This window comes from Streptomyces sp. NPDC016469, from assembly GCF_040632905.1.
In the GTDB taxonomy this organism is placed as follows: domain Bacteria; phylum Actinomycetota; class Actinomycetes; order Streptomycetales; family Streptomycetaceae; genus Streptomyces.
In genome coordinates this window covers 38,412-58,261 of record NZ_JBEYCQ010000037.1, presented here as the reverse complement: position 1 = coordinate 58,261, position 19,850 = coordinate 38,412, and the positions used below count along the sequence as shown (strand labels likewise).

At 72.5% G+C, this 19,850-nt stretch carries 14 protein-coding genes and 1 other RNA gene; 9 read left to right on the top strand and 6 right to left on the bottom strand.

The features are described 5' to 3' along the window. Positions 1-111: 111 nt before the first annotated feature. The 5 genes from ABZ565_RS30885 to ABZ565_RS30865 form a co-directional block, all read right to left on the bottom strand. The gene (locus tag ABZ565_RS30885; RefSeq protein WP_361034136.1) at positions 112-2,268 is read right to left on the bottom strand and encodes a bifunctional glycosyltransferase family 2 protein/CDP-glycerol:glycerophosphate glycerophosphotransferase; all 2,157 of its coding nucleotides are present in this window, start codon (positions 2,266-2,268) and stop codon (positions 112-114) included. Between the two features lie 311 nt (positions 2,269-2,579). Next, the gene (locus ABZ565_RS30880) at positions 2,580-3,449 is read right to left on the bottom strand and encodes a carbohydrate ABC transporter permease (RefSeq protein WP_361034133.1); all 870 of its coding nucleotides are present in this window, start codon (positions 3,447-3,449) and stop codon (positions 2,580-2,582) included. Continuing rightward, complete coding sequence (locus tag ABZ565_RS30875; RefSeq protein WP_361034130.1) at positions 3,446-4,861, bottom strand: sugar ABC transporter permease; 1,416 nt, start codon at positions 4,859-4,861, stop codon at positions 3,446-3,448. The genes ABZ565_RS30880 and ABZ565_RS30875 overlap by 4 nt, the downstream gene beginning before the upstream one ends. A gap of 4 nt (positions 4,862-4,865) precedes the next feature. Next, positions 4,866-6,233 carry an ABC transporter substrate-binding protein gene (locus ABZ565_RS30870; RefSeq protein ID WP_361034127.1) on the bottom strand — a complete coding sequence of 456 codons (1,368 nt, stop codon included), beginning with the start codon at positions 6,231-6,233 and terminating at the stop codon, positions 4,866-4,868. A 280-nt stretch (positions 6,234-6,513) separates the two neighbouring features. Beyond that, the gene (locus ABZ565_RS30865; protein ID WP_361034124.1) at positions 6,514-9,873 is read right to left on the bottom strand and encodes an FHA domain-containing protein; all 3,360 of its coding nucleotides are present in this window, start codon (positions 9,871-9,873) and stop codon (positions 6,514-6,516) included. A 468-nt stretch (positions 9,874-10,341) separates the two neighbouring features. Here ABZ565_RS30865 and ABZ565_RS30860 point away from each other — a divergent pair, with 468 nt between their 5' ends. The 4 genes from ABZ565_RS30860 (at position 10,342) to ABZ565_RS30845 (ending at position 15,354) form a co-directional block, all read left to right on the top strand. Further along, the gene (locus ABZ565_RS30860) at positions 10,342-12,003 is read left to right on the top strand and encodes a serine/threonine-protein kinase (protein ID WP_361034121.1); all 1,662 of its coding nucleotides are present in this window, start codon (positions 10,342-10,344) and stop codon (positions 12,001-12,003) included. A gap of 176 nt (positions 12,004-12,179) precedes the next feature. Beyond that, complete coding sequence (locus ABZ565_RS30855; protein ID WP_361034118.1) at positions 12,180-13,421, top strand: protein kinase; 1,242 nt, start codon at positions 12,180-12,182, stop codon at positions 13,419-13,421. A gap of 58 nt (positions 13,422-13,479) precedes the next feature. Further along, entirely contained in the window at positions 13,480-14,586 is a 1,107-nt protein-coding gene (prfB, locus tag ABZ565_RS30850; RefSeq protein ID WP_361034115.1) for a peptide chain release factor 2, read from the top strand. Between the two features lie 126 nt (positions 14,587-14,712). Further along, a complete protein-coding gene (locus ABZ565_RS30845) occupies positions 14,713-15,354 on the top strand; it encodes an LPXTG cell wall anchor domain-containing protein (protein ID WP_361034112.1) in 642 nt (213 codons plus the stop codon). Between the two features lie 69 nt (positions 15,355-15,423). Here ABZ565_RS30845 and ABZ565_RS30840 read toward each other — a convergent pair whose 3' ends face one another. Beyond that, complete coding sequence (locus ABZ565_RS30840; protein WP_361034109.1) at positions 15,424-15,621, bottom strand: hypothetical protein; 198 nt, start codon at positions 15,619-15,621, stop codon at positions 15,424-15,426. Between the two features lie 268 nt (positions 15,622-15,889). Between ABZ565_RS30840 and ftsE the strand changes: the two genes are divergently transcribed. From ftsE to ssrA, 5 genes are all read left to right on the top strand, one after another. Continuing rightward, the gene (ftsE, locus tag ABZ565_RS30835) at positions 15,890-16,579 is read left to right on the top strand and encodes a cell division ATP-binding protein FtsE (RefSeq protein ID WP_026242629.1); all 690 of its coding nucleotides are present in this window, start codon (positions 15,890-15,892) and stop codon (positions 16,577-16,579) included. Positions 16,580-16,602: 23 nt separating this feature from the next. Next, positions 16,603-17,520: a permease-like cell division protein FtsX gene (ftsX, locus tag ABZ565_RS30830; RefSeq protein WP_361034106.1), complete on the top strand. Its 918-nt coding sequence runs from the start codon at positions 16,603-16,605 to the stop codon at positions 17,518-17,520. Between the two features lie 68 nt (positions 17,521-17,588). After that, positions 17,589-18,776: a S41 family peptidase gene (locus ABZ565_RS30825; protein WP_361034103.1), complete on the top strand. Its 1,188-nt coding sequence runs from the start codon at positions 17,589-17,591 to the stop codon at positions 18,774-18,776. Positions 18,777-18,794: 18 nt separating this feature from the next. Further along, on the top strand, positions 18,795-19,283 hold the full coding sequence (smpB, locus tag ABZ565_RS30820) for an SsrA-binding protein SmpB (protein ID WP_361034100.1): 489 nt from the start codon (positions 18,795-18,797) through the stop codon (positions 19,281-19,283). 123 nt (positions 19,284-19,406) lie between these two features. Further along, positions 19,407-19,793: a transfer-messenger RNA gene (gene ssrA, locus ABZ565_RS30815) on the top strand. Positions 19,794-19,850: the final 57 nt, after the last annotated feature.

The following is a 19,850-nucleotide window of genomic DNA, read 5'->3' as shown; positions in this document are numbered from 1 at the left end:
CTCGGGGGTGACGCGGCCGACGCAGGGGGCCGAGCACTTGCCGATGTAGCCGAGGAGGCAGGGGCGGCCGGTCCGCGCGGCGTTCTTGAAGACTCGGCGTACCGCTGAGTCCTAGGACTCCTCGCCCAGCAGCACGCGGCGCACCACGCGCTCGGCGGCGCGGCCGTCGTCGTACGGGCAGAACCGCTCCTTGAACGCCTTCAGCAGCGCCTCGTTCTCCGGGCTGTTCCAGCTGCCGTCGGTGAAGATCGCCGCCAGCTCGTCCGTGTTCGTGGCGACGGCGCCCGGCGTCTCGCCCGGCTGCCCGGACAGCAGGTCGAAGACGACACCGCGGACCGTGCGGTACGTCTCCCAGTCCGGGGCGAGGATCACGATCGGGCGGTTCAGGTGGGCGTAGTCGAACATCACCGAGGAGTAGTCGGTGACCAGCGCGTCCGCCGCCAGGCACAGGTCCTCGACGCGCGGGTACGTGGAGACGTCGATGACCGACGCGTTCTCCGGGAGGCCCGACCCGCCGTAGAAGTAGTGGGCGCGCATGAGGACCACGGTGTCCGGGCCCACGGCCGCGCAGAACCGGTCCAGGTCCAGGCGGTTGGTGAAGCCCGCTTCGTAGTCGCGGTGCGTCGGCGCGTAGAGCACGGCGCGCTGGCCGGGGCGGATGCCCAGGTCCTCGCGGATCTTGGCGATCTGCTCCTCGGTGGCCGTCGCGAAGACGTCGTTGCGCGGGTAGCCCGTCTCCAGCGGGCGCGCCGCGCTCGGGTAGGCGCGGGACCACACCTCGGTGGAGTGCGGGTTGGCGGAGACGCTCCAGTCCCAGCGGTCCACGCGCTTGAGCAGCCGGTCGAAGTTGAGCCCCTGGGCGGCGGCCGGATAGTTCTGCTGGTCCATGCCCATGATCTTCAGCGGGGTGCCGTGGTGGGTCATGACATGGATCTGGCCCGGGCGCTTGACCAGGTGGTCCGGGAAGTTGACGTTGTTGAAGAAGTACGTGGCACGGGCCAGCACCGACCAGTAGCGGCGGGTCCCGGGCACCACGTAGTCGATGCCCTTGGGCACCGAGTCCACGTTCTTCTTCGACACCACCCACACACCGTGGATATCGGGCGCCAGCTCCTTCGCCTTGCGGTAGATCGCCTCGGGGTTGCAGCTCACGCCGCGGTTCCAGTAGGCGGCGTACACGGCCAGCTTGGGGTCGAGCGGCAGCTTGCGCTGCGCCTTGTAGTAGCGCTTGGTGAACTGCTTCTTCGCCTTCGCCCGTGCCGTGGTGGGCGCGGCGCGCAGGCTGCGGCGGGTGGCGAGCGCGGTGTCCAGGGCGCCGAGGGCGGTGTACTTGCCGCCGCCCAGCAGCTGCGGGCGCAGGCCCTTGGTGCCGCCGGGGAACGTGAAGCCCTCCGGGCGGTGCGCGCTGTGGAACGCGCCGACCGCGCCGACGTACTGCCGGCGGCGCTTGGTCACCGTCGGGTACGCGGTCAGCAGCTCCTGCACGGCGCGGTCGAAGAGGAGGCCGCGCACCTCCTTCAGAGCCGGGCGCGCCTCCACGAAGGTCATCAGCGCGTCGTACGCCTCGATCAGCTCCAGCGGGGTCGAGCCCGTCCGGGGCTCCACGTCGTCCACCAGGCCGGGCAGGTAGCGCTGCTGGCGGTGCTCGACGCAGGCGGTGCCCAGCGTGGCCACCGACGCGGCGACGGCGACGGTCGCCATCGCGTACATTCGCTCGCCGTGCGGGCCCGGGCCGAAGGTCACGGTCTCGCGCTCCAGGACCGCACGGCGGACCGCGCGGTTCCAGGAGACCGGGGCGATGTCCAGCAGGTCCGGGCGGGTCGCCAGGGTGAACGGTCCCTCGGGCATGCCGTCCAGCTTCTGCAGGGACCGCGTCGTGCGGACCTTGCCGCGGAAGGGGCGCTTCTGGTGGCCGTACAGCAGGACGTCCGGGTCGCCGGTGGCGTCCAGCCGGTCCGCGACGGCCTGGAGTGCGCCGGGCAGGAGGACGTAGTAACCCTCCAGGAACAGGACGTACTCCCCGGCGGCCTCCTCTATCCCGGCGTTGCGGCGGCCGTGAGCCCCGGCGCCCGGCTCCAGGTGGACCGCCCGGACGCGGCTGTCGCGCGCGGCGAACTCGTCCAGGACCAGGCCCGAGCCGTCCGGCGCACCGTCGTCCACCCCGATGACCTCGATGTCCGTGAACGACTGGGAGAGCACCGACTCCAGGCACTCGCGCAGACTTCCTCGGGCGCGACGGACGGGGATGATGACACTCAGCCGGGGCATACGGACTCTTTCTCGGACTGTGCGTACTGGGAGAGCACACAGCGTACTGGGGCGGGCTCCGCAGGGCGGGTCAGGGGGCGGGCAGGCGTACGAAGGCCGAAGAGACGGGCGCGTCGGGCCCGTGAGCGGTCGACCGCGCGGCTGATGAAGGCCCCACTTATCATACTACCCAGGGCAGTAAGTGAACCTTGGGCGATACGGGGCGTGCGGGCCCATGACGGGCGCCCCCGAGGCGCGTGAATCCCGTGCACCGCACGGCTGCGGGGCACCCCCGCCGGCCGGCCGGAGTGCCCCGCACTGTTACGTACCCGCTACTTGACCGCCCCCGCCATCACGCCGGAGACGAACTGGCGCTGGAAGGCGAAGAACACCGCGAGCGGGATCACCATCGAGACGAAGGCGCCGGGCGCCAGCACGTCGATGTTGTTGCCGAACTGGCGCACCTGCTGCTGGAGCGCCACCGTGATCGGCGGTGACCCCGAGTCCGCGAAGATCAGCGCGACCAGCATGTCGTTCCAGACCCACAGGAACTGGAAGATCCCGAGCGAGGCGATCGCCGGACCGCCCAGCGGCATCACGACCCGGGTGAAGAGGCGTATCTCACCCGCCCCGTCCAGCCGCGCCGCCTCCAGGAGCTCCCGGGGGATCTCCGCGAAGAAGTTGCGCAGCAGGAAGATCGCGAACGGGAGCCCGAACGCGGTGTGGAAGAGGACCACACCGAGCGTCGTCTCGAAGATCCCGATCTCGCCGAACAGCTTCGACACCGGGATCAGCGCCACCTGTACGGGGACCACCAGCAACCCCACGACCAGCAGGAACCACCAGTCGCGGCCGGGGAAGTCCATCCAGGCGAACGCGTATCCCGCGAGCGAGCCGATCACCACGACCAGGACCGTGGACGGCACGGTGATCATGACCGTGGAGAGCAGCGAGTCCGTGATCGCCGAATTGTCGAGCAGCCGGGAGTAGTTGTCGACGGTCAGCTCGGAGGGGGCGGTGAAGATCTGCCACCAGCCGGTCGACGCGATCTTGTCCGGGCTGCGCAGCGAGGACAGCAGCAGCCCGATCGTCGGCATCAGCCAGAACAGGGCCACCAGGACCAGGAAGACCCGCATCACGCCGCCGGCGGCCCGTGCCGCGATCCGCGCGCCGAGCGACCGGGTCGCCGGGGGTGTCGTCATCGGCGCCCCTCCTTCCGTATCCGCCTGATGTTGAAGAGCATCACCGGGATCACCAGCAGCAGCAGGAGTACGGCGATGGCGCTGCCGACCCCGAGGTCCGCGTCCGTGCCGAACGAGGACCGGTACAGCTGGAACGCCAGCACATTGGCGTCGTCCTGGGTCGAGCCGGGCGCGATGATGAACACCAGGTCGAAGATCTTCAGCACGTTGATCATCAGCGTGACCAGCACCACCGCGAGGACCGGGGCGAGCATCGGCACCGTGATCCGGCGGAACACCTGCCACTCGTTGGCCCCGTCCACCCGGGCCGCTTCGAGGAGTTCACGCGGCAGACCGGCCAGGCCCGCCGCGATCAGCACCATCGCGAAGCCCGCCCACATCCACACGTAGCTCCCGATGATCCCGGGCGTCACGAGCGTCGGGCCGAGCCAGTTCACGCCGTTGTACGGCTCCCTGAAGTTGGAGGCGGGGAGCCGCAGTTCGGCGCCGTCCGCCGAGGCGGGCAGCGTGAACGTGCCGTCCGCCCCGGCCTTGGCGGTCGCGACCACCTCGCCGTTCCTGACGGCCTCCACCTTCAGGCCCTTGAGCCCGAGCTCCTTGGCGTCGACGACGTTGGGTTTGCCGCCGCCGCCCTTGGTGAAGTCCAGCCACGCGGTGCCGTTGATCCCGCCGTCCCCGGCCGGTGCCGGGGCCTTCGCCGGTTTCGCGTCGCCGGGCATCTTCGCCGGGAGCACCCCGACCAGGGGGAGCTGGACCGGCTGCCCGGCGTGCACGGCCGTCTTGGTCACGAACGCCCCGCCGCCCGCCGCCTTCAGCGGGGCCACGGGCAGCGGATGCGCCTTCGGGAAGCCCGAGGACTCGGCGAACGTGTCGTGCACGCCCACCCACACCGCGTTGGCGACCCCGCGCTCCGGCGCCTGGTCGTACACCAGCCGGAAGATGATGCCCGCCGCCAGCATGGAGATCGCCATCGGCATGAAGACGACCAGCTTGAACGCCGTGCCCCAGCGGATGCGCTCCGTCAGCACGGCGAAGATCAACCCGAGCGCGGTGGAGATCGTCGGCGCGAAAACCACCCAGATCGCGTTGTTCTTGACCGCCGTACGGATGGTGTCGTCCGTGAACAGCGTCTTGTAGTTGTCGATGCCGGCGAAGCCCGTACCCGCCTGGTCGAAGAACGACCGGTAGACGGAGTACACGATCGGGTACACCACCAGCGCCCCGAGCAGCACCAGCGCGGGGAGCAGGAAGAGCGCCGCGATCACCCTGCGGGTGCCGGTCACACTCCGGGGCGCGCGCCCCGGAGATCCGGCCGGAGCGGCCTTCCTGGGGGCGGGCACGCGAGGCCCGCCGGACCGTTGTCCGTCGGCGGGGAGCGCCTCGTCGGCGCCCCCCGCTGCCGCTGTCGTCATGCCGTCAGCTCTTGTACGCCTTGGCCGCGGCGGACTCCAGCTCGGCTTGAGTCCCCGCGATGTCCTTCGGGTTCTTCAGGAAGTCCTGGAGGATCTTCCACTCGCCCTTCCCGGGCGTCCCGCCGAACGACTGCGGGGCCTGGTCGGACATGTCGAACCGGACGGCGTCACCGGCCGCGATCAGCGCCTTCGCCATCGTGCGCTGCACGTCGTTCGGGTACGCCGCGGCGTCCAGGCCCTTGTTCGGCGAGATGAACCCGCCCTGCGAGGCGGCGATCTTCGCCGCGTCCGTGGAGGCGAGCCAGGTCAGCAGCGCCTGGGCGCCCTTGCCGTCCTTCAGCGCGATCGCCGCGTCGCCACCGGTCACCACGGGCGACTCGGCGCCGACCGCGGGGAACGGGAAGACCTTGGCGTCCGTGCCGATCTTCGCCTTCGTCTGCGCGATGTTGACGCCCACGAAGTCGCCCTCGTAGACCATGGCCGCCTTGGGCTGGTCACCGGTGAAGGTCTGCGTGACCGACGCGGGGAACTCGGTCTGGAGCGCGCCGTCCGCGCCGCCCGCGATCAGGGAGGGCTTGCCGAACAGCTGGGCCAGCGTGGTCAGCGCGTCCTTGACGGACGGGTCCGTCCACTTGATCTTGTGCTGGGCGAGCTGGTCGTACTTCTCCGGGCCCGCCTGCGACAGGTAGACGTTCTCGAACCAGTCGGTCAGCGTCCAGCCGTCCGCGCCGCCGACCGAGACCGGGGTGACACCCGAGGCGGACACCGTCTCGGCGGTCGCCAGGAAGTCCTTCCAGGTCTTCGGCTCGCTCGCGCCCGCGTCCTCGAACGCCTTGGTGTTGTACCAGACCAGCGACTTGTTGGCGGCCTTGAAATACACCCCGTACTGGGTGCCGTCCACCGCGCCGAGGTTCTGCCAGACCTTCGCGTAGTTCTTGCTCAGCTGGGCCTTCGCCTCGGTGCCGACCGGCTTGGCCCACTTCTTCGCCACGGCCTGCTGGATCGCCCCCACCTGCGGGATCATCGCGACGTCCGGCGGCTGCCCACCCGCGATCTTCGTACCGAGGAAGTTGACGATCGGGTCCTGCGCCGGGACGAACGTCACCGTCGCGCCGGTCCGCTTCTCGAACTCCTTGAGGACCTTGACGAAGTTGGCCTGTTCCGGACCGGTCCAGACCGCGGCGACAGAGAGCTTCTCACCGTCCAGTTTCGGTAAAGCGACACTCGGCGTCGAGCCCTTGTCCGGCGTGGAGCCGCCTTCGTCCGTCTTCTTGTCCTCGCCGTCACCGTCGCCGCCGCAGCCGGTGAGGGCCAGTGCGCCGATGGCGGTGAACACCACGGCCGCCCTGCGAATCCGTAGGGTTGTGCGCATTCTGCCCCGTCTCTCTGTCCGCGTGCGCCGACCGGGCGCCGGGTCAGGAAGCCAGCGCTGCCGGTCGAGCGTCACGTCGTCGTGTGCGCCCAGTCCTATGCCCGGGGTCCGGGGGCCGCAATACCGCCACCGGCCCCAAATCCTTGATCGTGATGCCCTCGTGACGTGAGGTCAGTACCGGTATCCGGCTATTGGGGGACGATCGGGCCGCCGTGTCCGGGCCCTGCTCGGGGCCTTCGAGCGCGGCTCCGGCGCGACTCGGGCGGGGCTCGGCGGGCTTTCAGGTGGACAGGGGCGCGAGGGGTTGTGCGTTGACGGAACGCGCCGCCCGTTCCAGGGCGCTGGCGAGCAGCGCGAGGTCCGTCGGCCCGTTGCCCAGCTCGCGGACCGGGCGGCGGGTGGGCGGATCCCCCATCCGCTCCCACTCCAGCGGGACGACCGTCGGCCGCAGCGTCGCCGTACGAGGGATGCGGCCGGTCACCCGGCCGCCCTGGAACGGCGTCACCCGCCCGTCCGGATGCCCCAGCCGCCCCCGGCCCGGCGCCGGTTCGTCCGGCGAGGGCGGGACCGCGGGCGGATCGAGCACGATGCGCAGCCGCGCGCCGCGGGCCAGCTCCGTGTCCTCCGTGCGGTCGGGGCGGGCCGAGGCGGCGACCAGGTGGATGCCCAGCCGGCCGCCGTCCCGGGCCACCGCCTCCAGCGCCCGCACCACCGAACCGGCAGCCGGCCGGCCGGGGCTCCCGAGGGCGGGGGCTATGAGCGCGTCGTAGTCGTCCACGAGCACCACCAGCCGGGGCAGCGGCGAGGGGCCCGGGTCCACGGGGCGCCCCGCCCCCGGGCGCAGGCGCAGGGTGCCGCTGAGGGGGGCCTCCACGTCGCCGCGCTGCTCGGGGATGGGCACGGCCGCGGGCCCGTCCTCGTGACGGCTGTGCCACTCGGCGAAGTCGAGTTCGCCGAGCAGCTCGGCCCGCCGCTTCACCTCGCCGCCCAGCGCCTGGGCGAACTCCCGCATCCGGACCGGGTCCGAGGCCACCAGGTGCGTGAACGCGTGCGGCAGCTCCGTACAGGGCCGCAGCGACTCGCCGCGCTCGCCGCCGGCCCCGTCGACCAGCACGATGCCCAGCCGGTCCGGCCGGGCGGCGGCCGCCAGCGACGCCGCGACGGCCCGCAGCAGCTCGGTCCGCCCGCTGCCGCCGGGGCCCTCGATGAGCAGGTGCGGCCCCTCGTCGGCGAGATCGACGCTCACCGGCCCGCGCGGCCCGGCACCGAGCACGACGACGGGCCGCCCGGCGTGGACGGCCGGCCGGCCGGCGGCACGCGTGGCCGTTTGCGTCGTTTGCGTCCCTCCGACGGCCTCGGCACCCCGCGCGGCGACCTGAGGCGCACCGGCCTGCCGGGGCCCGCTGACGCGGGCGGGAGCGGGGTACGGGGTGCGGCCGGAGCCTGTCGTGGTGGTGTCGGGGTAGGGGGTGCGGCCGGAGTCGCCCGTGCTCGCGCCGGGGTACGGGGTACGCCCCGAGTCGCCCGTGCTCGCGCCGGGGTACGGGGTGCGGCCGGAGCCCGTCGTCGTCGCGGCCGGGTACGCCGTGCGGCCCGAGTCACCGGTCCCCGGGTACGCCGTACGGCCCGAGTCGCCCGTGCCCGGGTACGCCGTACGGCCCGAGTCCGGTGCCTCGGCCGCCGTGCGTTGGGGGCCCACGCGGGGCGCCGGGCGGTCGTCCGCCGTGGACGCCCAGCGGGCCATCAGGGAGGCCGGGGTGGCGCGGGCCAGGCCCAGTTCGTCCAGGAGGCGGGCGGACGGGGGGAGCGCCACCGGCACCTGGCGGCCCGGCAGCGCGGCCGAGCCCTCCGCGCGCAGGGGGGCCAGCGCCCGGGCGAACCGCTGGGCCCAGTGCGCCGACACCGCGTCCACCGAGGCCACCGTGCCGTGGCCCGCCGCCCGGCCGCCCGCCGTGCGCAGCAGCCGCAGGGCCGTCGCCACGTCGCCGCTCAGCATTCCGACCGCCCCGCACTCGCGGAAGGCGATCGACGCGTGGCACGCCGCCTCGTACGTCGCGGCGACCGGCGAGGTGGGCGTCGCGGCCGGGGTCTCGGCCAGGCAGATCAGATGGACACCCGCCGCCGCGCCGGCCGCCGCCAGCCGCGCGGTGTTCTCGCGGAGGACCGCCGTGCCGGGGTCGCCGTCGAGGATCACCACCGTGAACGGGCCCTCGTAGCCGCGCGCGGCCTCGGCCACCGTGGCCGCGTCCTGGCTCGCCCAGCCGGGGCCGAGGGGCCCGTCGTCCAGCCGGCGGACCAGCTCGGCGGTGCGGGCGAGCGCCTGGTCGCGGTCGTACGCGAGGAGCAGCCGGCAGTCCTGGCCGTGCATCGGACGCAGATGGGGCAGCCAGCCCAGCCAGGCCCACTCGCGCCGCCGCTCCTCCGTGGTCCGCGTCCGGTCCGTGCTGATCAGCACGATCTCCAGGTCGGCGGGGGAGTGCAGCGCGGCCAGCTGGGCCACGGCGGACCGGGCCAGCCCGGACAGCCGCTCCCGGGGCCCGGCGAGCCCCAGCGAACCGGCCTCCCGCAGGCTCACGGTCACCGGCACGGCGGGCAGGTCGGCCCGGTCGGTGGTGCCCAGCCGGACCACCAGTGCCTCCGGGTGCGCGGGGTCGCGCTCCCACAGCCGGGGGCCCGGGCCGAGCGCGGTCAGCAGCACGGCGGCCGGATCGGGCCAGGTGCCTTCGGGGGCGGTGGGCGGCGAGGTGAACGTGCCGGTGACGGGCGGGACCGGCTCGGCGGGGGCGCTCGGGGGCGCCGGCTCGGTCCGGGCGCCCTTGAGCCGGCGGGCCCAGGCCCCTATGCCGCCGCGCCGGGGCGCCTCCTGCTCCGGGAAGCGGCCGGGATGCCCGGTGGAGGACCCGGGCCGGGCCCCGGCCTCGGGCTCGTCAGGGCTCGGCCGGTCGTGGTCGGGCGGGGCGGCCTCGGGGGAGGGGGCGGCCGGCGGGGCCGGGGCCCGGGCCACCCGGAGGTGGCCCTCGCCGTCCGGGGTCGTCGGCAGCACCGGCGGACGCGCGCCGGAGGCGAGCCGGAGCGTGGACTCGCCGAGTCGCAGCAGCGCCCCCGGGGCCAGCCGGACCGGGCGGTCGTGGACCTCGGCCCCGTCGAGCGAGGTGCCGTTGGTGGAGCCCAGGTCGGCCACGGAGACCCGGCCGTCCTCGGAGACCGTCACCTCGCAGTGCAGCCGGGAGACATCGGGGTCGTCCAGCGGGACATCGGCATCGGCCGAGCGGCCGACGCGGACCGTGCCGCCGTGCAGGAGATGGACCCCGCCCGCGTCGGGGCCGGCGACCACCTGGAGCTGGGCGGGGACCGCGTCGTCCGCGCTCTCGTCCTCGCCGGGCGCCTGGAGCGACAGCACCGCGCCGTCGACCAGGGGCGGCTCGCCGAGCGCGCAGCGCTGCGCGTCCAGCCGTTCCCGGCCCGCGAAGAGCACCACCGCGCCGCTGCCGAGGGAGCCGTCGGGACCGGCGACGGCCATGGCCAGGCCCGACGCGACGGCGGCCAGCGCCGTCCCCGCGGGGGCGGTGACCAGCACATCGCAGGCGCGCGCCGGGGTCTGGCCGCTGGGCGGCGCGAGGACGGTCAGCCGGATCTGCATCGCCGTCAGCGGTCCCTTCTGCGCGCGGCTCCGGCCGGGGGAACGCCCTGTGATTCCCCCCACCCGGCACCGACGCGTCGTCCGGTACAGGTTCGTCACGCACCGCGAGGCTCCCGACCCCGCAGCGGTGCTCCAGGCATCCTCGCACCTGCCACTGACAACACGCCCGGCGGTCATCAGTTAGTGATCTTGAAACGTCTGCTGTGGCCCCAAAAGTGCGGCATGACCGGTTTCCCGGCGTACGGCACTGGCAACCATCCACCCCGGGCGGGCGTCTTCCCCCGGGACCCTTCCGTGCGGGGAACGGAGTGCGCGCGCCGGAGAGCGGCGACCGCGCGTCCGGGGCCCGCAGACCGGAGAAGTCACCTCGCGGACCCGGCCGGGCTCCTCCGTACAGCCTCTAGAGTGGGCCGGAAACTCCGGGGGTACCCGGGACCGATCCACCACGACCAGCAGGGAGCGCATGACGTGCGGCCGGTAGGCAGCAAGTACCTCCTGGAGGAGCCGCTGGGACGCGGTGCCACGGGCACCGTCTGGCGCGCCAGCCAGCGCGAGGCGGCGGGCGCCGAGGCGGCCGTGGCCGGCCGGCCCGGTGAGACCGTGGCGATCAAGGTCCTCAAGGAGGAGCTGGCCAACGACGCGGACGTGGTGATGCGGTTCCTGCGGGAACGCTCCGTCCTGTTGCGGCTGACCCACCCCAACATCGTGCGCACCCGCGACCTCGTGGTGGAGGGCGACCTCCTCGCCCTCGTCATGGACCTGATCGACGGTCCCGACCTGCACCGCTACCTGCGCGACAACGGCCCGCTCACCCCGGTCGCCGCCGCGCTGCTCACCGCGCAGATCGCCGACGCGCTCGCCGCCAGCCACGCGGACGGCGTCGTGCACCGCGACCTCAAGCCCGCCAACGTGCTGCTCGCCGACCCCGACGGCGCGATGCGCCCGATGCTCACCGACTTCGGCATCGCCCGCCTCGCCGACTCGCCGGGCCTGACCCGGACCCACGAGTTCGTCGGCACCCCCGCCTACGTGGCGCCGGAGTCCGCCGAGGGCCGCCCGCAGACCTCCGCCGTCGACATCTACGGCGCCGGCATCCTGCTGTACGAGCTGGTCACCGGCCGCCCGCCGTTCGCCGGCGGCACCGCGCTCGAAGTCCTGCACCGGCACCTCAGCGAGGAGCCCCGCCGCCCCAGCACCGTCCCCGAGCCCCTGTGGACGGTCATAGAGCGCTGCCTGAGCAAGGACCCGGACCGCAGGCCGAGCGCCGAGAACCTGGCCCGTGCCCTTCGTACGGTCGCCGACGGCATCGGGGTCCACGCGAGCTCCGCGCAGATCGCCGCCGCCGACGGGGTCGCCGCCCTGCTCGCGCCCGACCCGGCGCCCACCGCCGTACCGGAGATCCCCGGCGCGGCCGACCCGACGCAGGTGCTGCCGAGCAACGCCGGCTCGTACGACCCGAACGGGGCCACCAGCGTCCTGCCCCACAGCGGCGGCCCCGGGGCCGGCCAGGCCGACCCGACCGCCGTCCTGCCGCCCGTGCCGCCGCGCCCCGACAGCGACCCGCGCCCCGAGGACCCGCACCCCTGGCAGTCCCAGCTCCGGGCCGCCCGCGACCGCAACGAGCAGACGCAGGTCCAGTACCTCGATCCGAGCCAGGACCCGCTGCGCCGCCGCCCGCAGCGCCGGCAGCAGCCGCAACCGCAGCAGCCGCGCGACCGGCAGCCCGGGTACCAGCAGCCGCAGCCCCAGCAGTACCCGCAGCAACAGCGGCAGCAGCAGTACCAGCCGCAACCGCAGCAGCAGTACCAGCCGCAACCGCAGCAGCAATACCAGCCCCAGCCGCAGCCGTACGCGCCCCCGCAGCAGCCCCAGCAGCCGCAGCGCGCGCCCCGCGAGCCGAGGCAGCGCAGCGCCAACCCCATGAAGATCCCCGGGCTCGGCTGCCTCAAGGGCTGCCTGTTCACGCTGGTGCTGCTCTTCGTGGCGAGCTGGCTGATCTGGGAGCTGACCCCGCTCAAGGACTGGATCGGACAGGGCCAGAGCTACTGGCACGCGATCACCGACGCCGTGTCCACGGTGAAGGACTGGATCTCCGACCTGGGCGGCAGCGGCAGCGGCAGCGGCGGCTGACCACGCCGGAAGGCGTGCAACTCTGTAGCTATATCGACTTCCGCGGGCCAATTCCGAGGCAATTCGCCCGCAGAAGCGAAGGTTGGCGCCAACCACGGCACGCGGGCCCCCGATCGCCGCGTAACTTTGTCGACCGGGGGTTGTTGGGTCCATCGCCAGCCGCTGAGGGAGCAGTCTTGGCACGGAAAATCGGCAGCCGGTACACCGCCCACCAGATACTGGGGCGCGGCAGCGCCGGCACGGTGTGGCTCGGGGACGGCCCCGAGGGCCCCGTGGCCATCAAACTGCTCCGCGAGGACCTGGCATCCGACCAGGAGCTCGTCGGCCGGTTCGTCCAGGAGCGCACCGCGCTGCTCGGACTCGACCACCCGCACGTCGTCGCCGTCCGCGACCTCGTGGTGGACGGCAACGACCTCGCCCTCGTCATGGACCTGGTCCGGGGCACCGACCTGCGCACCCGGCTCGACCGCGAACGCCGGCTGGCCCCCGAGGCGGCCGTCGCGGTGGTCGCGGACGTCGCCGACGGCCTCGCCGCCGCGCACGCCGCCGGGATCGTCCACCGCGACGTCAAGCCCGAGAACATCCTGCTGGACATGGAGGGGCCGCTCGGTCCCGGCAACGCCCACCCCGCGCTGCTCACCGACTTCGGCGTCGCCAAGCTCATCGACACCCCGCGCCGGACCCGCACCACCAAGATCATCGGCACGCCGGACTACCTGGCCCCCGAGATCGTCGAAGGCCTGCCGCCGCGCGCCGCCGTCGACATCTACGCCCTGGCCACGGTGCTGTACGAGCTCCTCGCGGGCTTCACGCCCTTCGGCGGCGGCCACCCCGGCGCCGTGCTGCGCCGCCATGTCACCGAGACCGTCGTCCCGCTCCCCGGCATCCCCGACGAGCTGTGGCAGCTGCTCGTCCAGTGCCTGGCCAAGGCCCCCGCCTCCCGGCTGCGCGCCTCCGAGCTGGCGGCCCGGCTGCGCGAACAGCTGCCGCACCTGGCCGGCATCCCGCCGCTGGAGGTGGACGAGCCGGACGAGGAGCCGGAGGCCCCGCAGGGCTACGACGAGCAGCAGTACACCCCGGCCGGCGACGAGCCCCGCAGGCGCGGCGCGGTCCCGCTGGTGCCCGGCTCGACCCCGGACTCCAACCGCGACACCCACACGAGCATGCGCGTCCCGGCCCCCGACGAGCTGTCCGGCGGCCCCCGGGGCACCGCCCGCGCCCCGCGCGCCCCCGGCCGGCCCCGACCCGGCTCGGCCCGCAACAAGTCGGCGGCCGTCCGCAAGCGCCGCCTGACCCTGGGCGCCGCGGCCCTCGTGCTGGTGGCCGGGCTCGGCGCGGCCGGCTGGCTCGCGCTGAGCAGCGACGACCCGGACCCGGGCCCGCAGGACACCAGGAACTCGGCCCCGGCACAGCCCTAGGAAGCGGTGATCCGACAGCCCGAGGAACGTACGCGCCGACAGCCGTTACGCTGGACCCGTGGCAGTCGTCGATATTTCCGAAGAGCTGAAGTCCCTCTCCTCGACCATGGGGTCGATCGAGGCCGTCCTGGACCTGGATGCGCTGAGGGGGGACATCGCCGTGCTCGAGGAGCAGGCGGCCGCCCCGTCCCTGTGGGACGACCCCGAGGCGGCGCAGAAGATCACCAGCAAGCTTTCCCACCTCCAGGCCGAGGTCCGCAAGGCCGAGGGCCTGCGCGGCCGGATCGACGACCTCGAAGTCCTCTTCGAGCTCGCCGAGTCCGAGGGCGACGCCGACGCGCTCGCCGAGGCGGAGGCCGAGCTGGAGTCCGTCCGCAAGGCGCTGGACGAGATGGAGGTCCGCACCCTCCTCTCCGGCGAGTACGACGCCCGGGAGGCGCTGGTCACCATCCGCGCCGAGGCCGGCGGCGTCGACGCGGCGGACTTCGCGGAGCGGCTCCAGCGGATGTACCTGCGCTGGGCCGAGCGGCACAACTACAAGACCGAGGTCTACGAGACGGCGTACGCGGAAGAGGCCGGCATCAAGTCGACCACCTTCGCCGTCGAGGTGCCGTACGCCTACGGCACGCTCTCCGTCGAGCAGGGCACCCACCGCCTGGTGCGCGTCTCGCCCTTCGACAACCAGGGCCGCCGCCAGACCTCCTTCGCGGGCGTCGAGGTGCTGCCCGTGGTCGAGCAGACGGACCACGTCGAGATCGACGAGTCCGACCTGCGCGTCGACGTGTACCGCTCCTCCGGCCCCGGTGGCCAGGGCGTCAACACCACGGACTCCGCGGTGCGCCTGACCCACCTGCCGACCGGCATCGTCGTCTCCTGCCAGAACGAGCGCTCGCAGATCCAGAACAAGGCGTCCGCGATGAACGTCCTCCAGGCGAAGCTGCTCGAACGCCGCCGCCAGGAGGAGCAGGCCAAGATGAACGCCCTCAAGGGCGACGGCGGCAACTCCTGGGGCAACCAGATGCGCTCCTACGTCCTGCACCCGTACCAGATGGTCAAGGACCTGCGTACGGAGTTCGAGATGGGCAACCCGGAGGCGGTCTTCAACGGCGAGATCGACGGCTTCATCGAGGCCGGCATCCGCTGGCGCAAGCAGAACGAGAAGTAGTCCGAGAAGCGACGCAACTCCCCCTGTAGCAAGGCACATGGGCCCGGAACGGCCTTGACGTTCTCGGTGGCTCCCGCGAGGGTGCTGGGGCAGCCCGACGAGAACGGCTACTGGGGGTAGCGGTACATGACGAAGAGGACGCGCATACGCGTCGCGCGGACGGCGGCGGGCGCGGTGATCGCCGCCGGCGCCTCGCTGACCGCCGCGGGCGCAGCGCAGGCCGCCGGCATCGGCGTCGACGTCGCGGGTGTGGAGATCGGCGTGCGGCCCACCGCCGAGCCGGGGGACGAGGACCCGGGCGAGGACGGCGACCCGTGCAGCCCGCTCGACCCGCGCTGCGAGCCGCCCGAGCCGCCCGAGCCGCAGGCCACACCACCGCACCCCTCCGTCCCGCCGACCGGCCGGGCGGACCCGAGCGAGCCGCCCACCGGCCCGGACGACCCGCCCGCGCAGCCCTCAGAGCCCTCGGCGGAGCCCACCAAGGGCCCGACCAGGTCCGCGGACCCGGGCGGGGGGACGGGCAACGGGACGGGCGACACCGGTGACGACGGCGGCGTGGGGCAGATCGGGGTCTCGGGCGGCGGTGGCAACACCGACACCGACTCGGTCGGCAACCAGCCCGTGGAGCAGGGCAAGGGCAAGGACGAGCTGGCCGAGACCGGAGCGGGCCGGACCGTGTTTCTGCTGGTCGGCGCCGCGACGATGATCGCCGGCGGCATCGGCTTCCGCGTCCTGCCGCGCCTGATGGGCAACCGGACGGCCGCGTAGAGCGGGGGGAAGGGCCCGGACCGCGTTCGGCGGTCCGGGCCCTTCCCGTACGTCGGGCGGTGGCGGGCGCTACACGGTCTGGTGGGCCAGCAGGGCCAGGGCGCCCAGGAGCACCACCAGCAGGGCCGCCAGCATCGCCGGACTGATCCCCGCGAAGGGCCCCTGCTCCTGCTCCCGCATCCGCTCGCGGCTCGCCCGGCACACGGGGCAGCGGCCCTCGGTGACGGGCGCCGCGCAGTTCGCGCACACCAGTCGGTCGTAGGTCATGCGCTTTCCTCCTCCCGCGCGGCGGAGCCGCACAAGCCATCTCTCCGCACAACGCTCACGGAAACGCGACCGTTCCCCCTACCACTGTGCCAGCTCGTGGCCCATTCGGCCCGCCCCGCTGCCACACCCGGGCCCCTTCCCCGCCGCACCGCCCCGGAATCGGTGCCGTTTCACCGTAAATCACCCATCCCGGTATGCGTGCCTGCACGGCTCAGCCCGGTTCGCGTATGGTCACGCTCACCTACTCCCGGCCGACCGTGGTGCATCCGTGATCCGATTCGACAACGTCTCCAAGACCTACCCGAAGCAGAGCCGTCCCGCTCTCCGGGATGTGTCGCTCGACATCGAGAAGGGCGAGTTCGTCTTCCTGGTCGGCTCGTCCGGCTCCGGCAAGTCCACCTTCATGCGGCTCATCCTGCGCGAGGAGCGCGCCAGTACGGGCGCCGTCCACGTCCTGGGCAAGGACCTCGCGCGCATGTCCAACTGGAAGGTGCCGCACATGCGCCGCCAGCTGGGCACCGTCTTCCAGGACTTCCGGCTGCTGCCCAACAAGACCGTCGCGCAGAACGTGGCGTTCGCCCAGGAAGTGATCGGCAAGCCGCGCGGCGAGATCCGCAAGGCCGTGCCGCAGGTCCTCGACCTCGTCGGGCTCGGCGGCAAGGAGGACCGGATGCCCGGCGAGCTGTCCGGTGGTGAGCAGCAGCGCGTGGCGATCGCGCGGGCCTTCGTCAACCGGCCCATGCTGCTGATCGCGGACGAGCCGACCGGCAACCTCGACCCGCAGACCTCCGTCGGCATCATGAAGCTGCTGGACCGGATCAACCGGACCGGCACCACCGTGATCATGGCGACCCACGACCAGAACATCGTCGACCAGATGCGCAAACGCGTCATCGAGCTCGAGAAGGGCCGTCTCGTGCGCGACCAGGCGCGCGGCGTCTACGGCTATCAGCACTGAGCACCCAGCACTGAAAGGACGCCATGCGCGCCCAGTTCGTCCTGTCGGAGATCGGCGTCGGCCTCCGTCGCAACCTCACGATGACCTTCGCCGTCGTCGTCTCCGTCGCCCTCTCGCTCGCCCTGTTCGGCGGCGCGCTGCTCATGCGCGAGCAGGTCAGCACGATGAAGGACTACTGGTACGACAAGGTCAACGTCTCCATCTACCTCTGCGGCAAGGGCGACGCGGAGACGGTGGTCCAGTGCGCCAAGGGTGCGGTCACCAAGCAGCAGAAGGACGAGATCGAGAGCGATCTCAACAAGATGGACGTCGTGGAGAAGGTGATCTACGAGTCCTCCGACGAGGCGTACAAGCACTACCAGGAGGAGTTCGGCGACTCCCCGATGGCCGGCAACATCACGCCGGACCAGATGCCGGAGTCCTTCCGGGTCAAGCTCAAGGACCCCACCAAGTACAAGGTCGTCGCCACCGCCTTCGCCGGGCGGGACGGGGTCCAGTCCGTCCAGGACCAGCGCAGCATCCTGGACAACCTCTTCGGACTGATGAACGGCATGAACGTCGCCGCGCTCTTCGTGATGGCGCTGATGCTCGTCATCGCGCTGATGCTGATCGTCAACACCGTGCGCGTCTCCGCGTTCAGCCGGCGCCGGGAGACCGGGATCATGCGGCTCGTCGGCGCCTCCGGTTTCTACATCCAGGCGCCGTTCATCATGGAGGCGGCGTTCGCCGGTCTCATCGGCGGGGTGCTGGCCTGCGTGATGCTGCTGGCCGGGCGCTACTTCCTGATCGACGGCGGCCTCGCGCTCAAGGACAAGCTCAACCTGATCGACTTCATCGGCTGGGACGCGGTCCTCACCAAGCTGCCGCTGGTACTGGCGATCGGCCTGCTGATGCCCGCCGTTGCCGCTCTCTTCGCGCTGCGCAAGTACCTGAAGGTGTGATGTGCGCCCCGTGAGGCGCACACCCAACGTCCCATGCGCCTCCGGGGCGTTGTCCTAGAATCGGCGCCATGTCGGACCCCGAATGTCGCGTCGGGCCCCGCGGTCTGCGCCGCGGGGCGGCCCTGACGCTGGTCTTCGCCGGCGTCCTCGCCACCGGGGCCGCGACCGGCGCGCTGCCCCACGGCGAGGCGAAGGAACCCCCGGTGCACGCCCGGTCCGTCGCCGCCACCGCCGACCGCGACAAGGTCGAGGAGGCCGCCGCCGACGCGGTCGCCGACGGCAAGTCCGGTACGGAGGCGGCCGAGGAGGTCGTCAGCCGCAGCGGCGACCGCTGGGGCGCGGTCTACGACGAGCGCGAGTACCAGGAGTTCGAGGAGGCCCTCGGCGGCACGTACACCGGGGTCGGCCTCGCCGCCCGGCGCTCCGCCGAAGGCCGGGTCGCCGTCGCCCGTGTCCAGCCCGGCAGCCCCGCCGACCGCGCGGGCATCCGCTCCGGCGACCTGCTCCGCACCGTGGACGGCCGCCGTGTCGACCGGCTGCCCGTCTCCGACGTGGTGGCCATGCTGCGCGGCGACCGCACCGGCGCGAAGGCCGGGAGCACGGTCAGCCTCGGCGTCCGCCGGGGGGCCGCCACCCGGACCGAGACGCTGCGCCGGGCCCGGCTCACGGTCGAGTCGGTGACCGTGCGGCGGATCGGGCCCCAGCGGTCGGGTCCGTCCGGGGCGGTGCGCATCGCGGTCGCCTCGTTCACCAAGGGCTCCGGGGAGGCCGTGCGCGAAGCGGTCCGGGACGCGCCCGCGGGCGCCGGGGTGCTGCTGGACCTGCGGGGCAATCCGGGCGGCCTGGTCACCGAGGCGGTCACCGCGGCCTCCGCCTTCCTGGACGGCGGCTTGGTCGCCACGTACGACGTGCACGGAGAGCAGCACGCCCTGTACGCGCGGTCGGGCGGGGACACCGAGCGCCCCGTCGTCGTGCTGGTCGACGGGGGGACGATGAGCGCGGCCGAGTTGGTGACGGGGGCGCTCCAGGACCGGGGCCGGGCGGTCACGGTCGGCTCGCGGACCTTCGGCAAGGGGTCCGTGCAGATGCCGAGCAAGCTGGCGGGCGGCTCGGTGGCCGAGCTGACCGTGGGCCACTACCGGACACCGGCGGGCCACGGGGTCGACGGCAAGGGCATCACGCCGGACCTGGCGGTGAGCGCGCGGGCCCAGGAACGGGCCGAGACGGTATTGAGTGGCCTCGGGGGCGGGTCGTAGTGCGAAAATGGCCGCACTATGGCTAAGGAAAAGGACACCGGGCGCAAGCTCATCGCGCAGAACAAGAAGGCGCGCCACGACTACACCATCCTCGACACCTACGAGTGCGGCCTCGTGCTCATGGGGACCGAGGTCAAATCGCTCCGCCTGGGCCGGGCGTCCCTGGTCGACGGCTTCGTCCAGATCGACGGCGGCGAGGCGTGGCTGCACAACATCCACGTCCCGGAGTACGTCCAGGGCACCTGGACCAACCACTCCGCCAAGCGCAAGCGCAAGCTGCTGATGCACCGGGCCGAGATCGACAAGCTGGAGTCGAAGTCGCAGGAGACCGGCCACACCATCGTGCCGCTCTCGCTGTACTTCGTGAACGGCCGCGTCAAGGCCGAGATCGCGCTCGCGAAGGGCAAGAAGGAGTACGACAAGCGGCAGACGCTGCGCGAGAAGCAGGACACCAGGGAGACGAACCGCGCCGTCGCGGCGGCCCGCCGCCGCCAGCGGAGCGCCTGATCCGGAGGCCGGCACCCGCCGTCGGCCCCTCCGGCAGGAATACGCTGGCATCGGCCCGCGTTGGTCACGTACGATGGCAGCACACCCCACGGAGGGTGTGGCACCACCTTGAAAAATCAACATGGGGATGATCGGTTTCGACAGCGGATGTCGAAGCAGGGGAAGCGAGTCGAGGAAGCGGCAATGATCTCGTAAACCATATGTCGCAACCAATAATCGCCAATTCCAAGCGCGATTCCTCCGCCTTCGCCCTCGCTGCCTAATTAGCAGCTAGCGAAGACTCTGCGGAGTGTCAGCCCGGGGGTGATCCCGACCCGGATCCTGGCATCATCAAGGGATCTAAACTTCTGAGTCCGGTCACGGGTCTCAGAAGGAAATCAAACAGTGACTGGGCCTGTCGGAGGCTTGTCCGCGTGACCTCCGAGGCCGAGAAAAGCGTAGCGGACTGCACTCGGAGAAGCCCTGGTTCCGCACCGTTGGACGCGGGTTCGATTCCCGCCATCTCCACAAATTCCCATGTGGGCGAGGACCCCGCTGCCACCCGGCAGCGGGGTCCTCGTCGTTTCT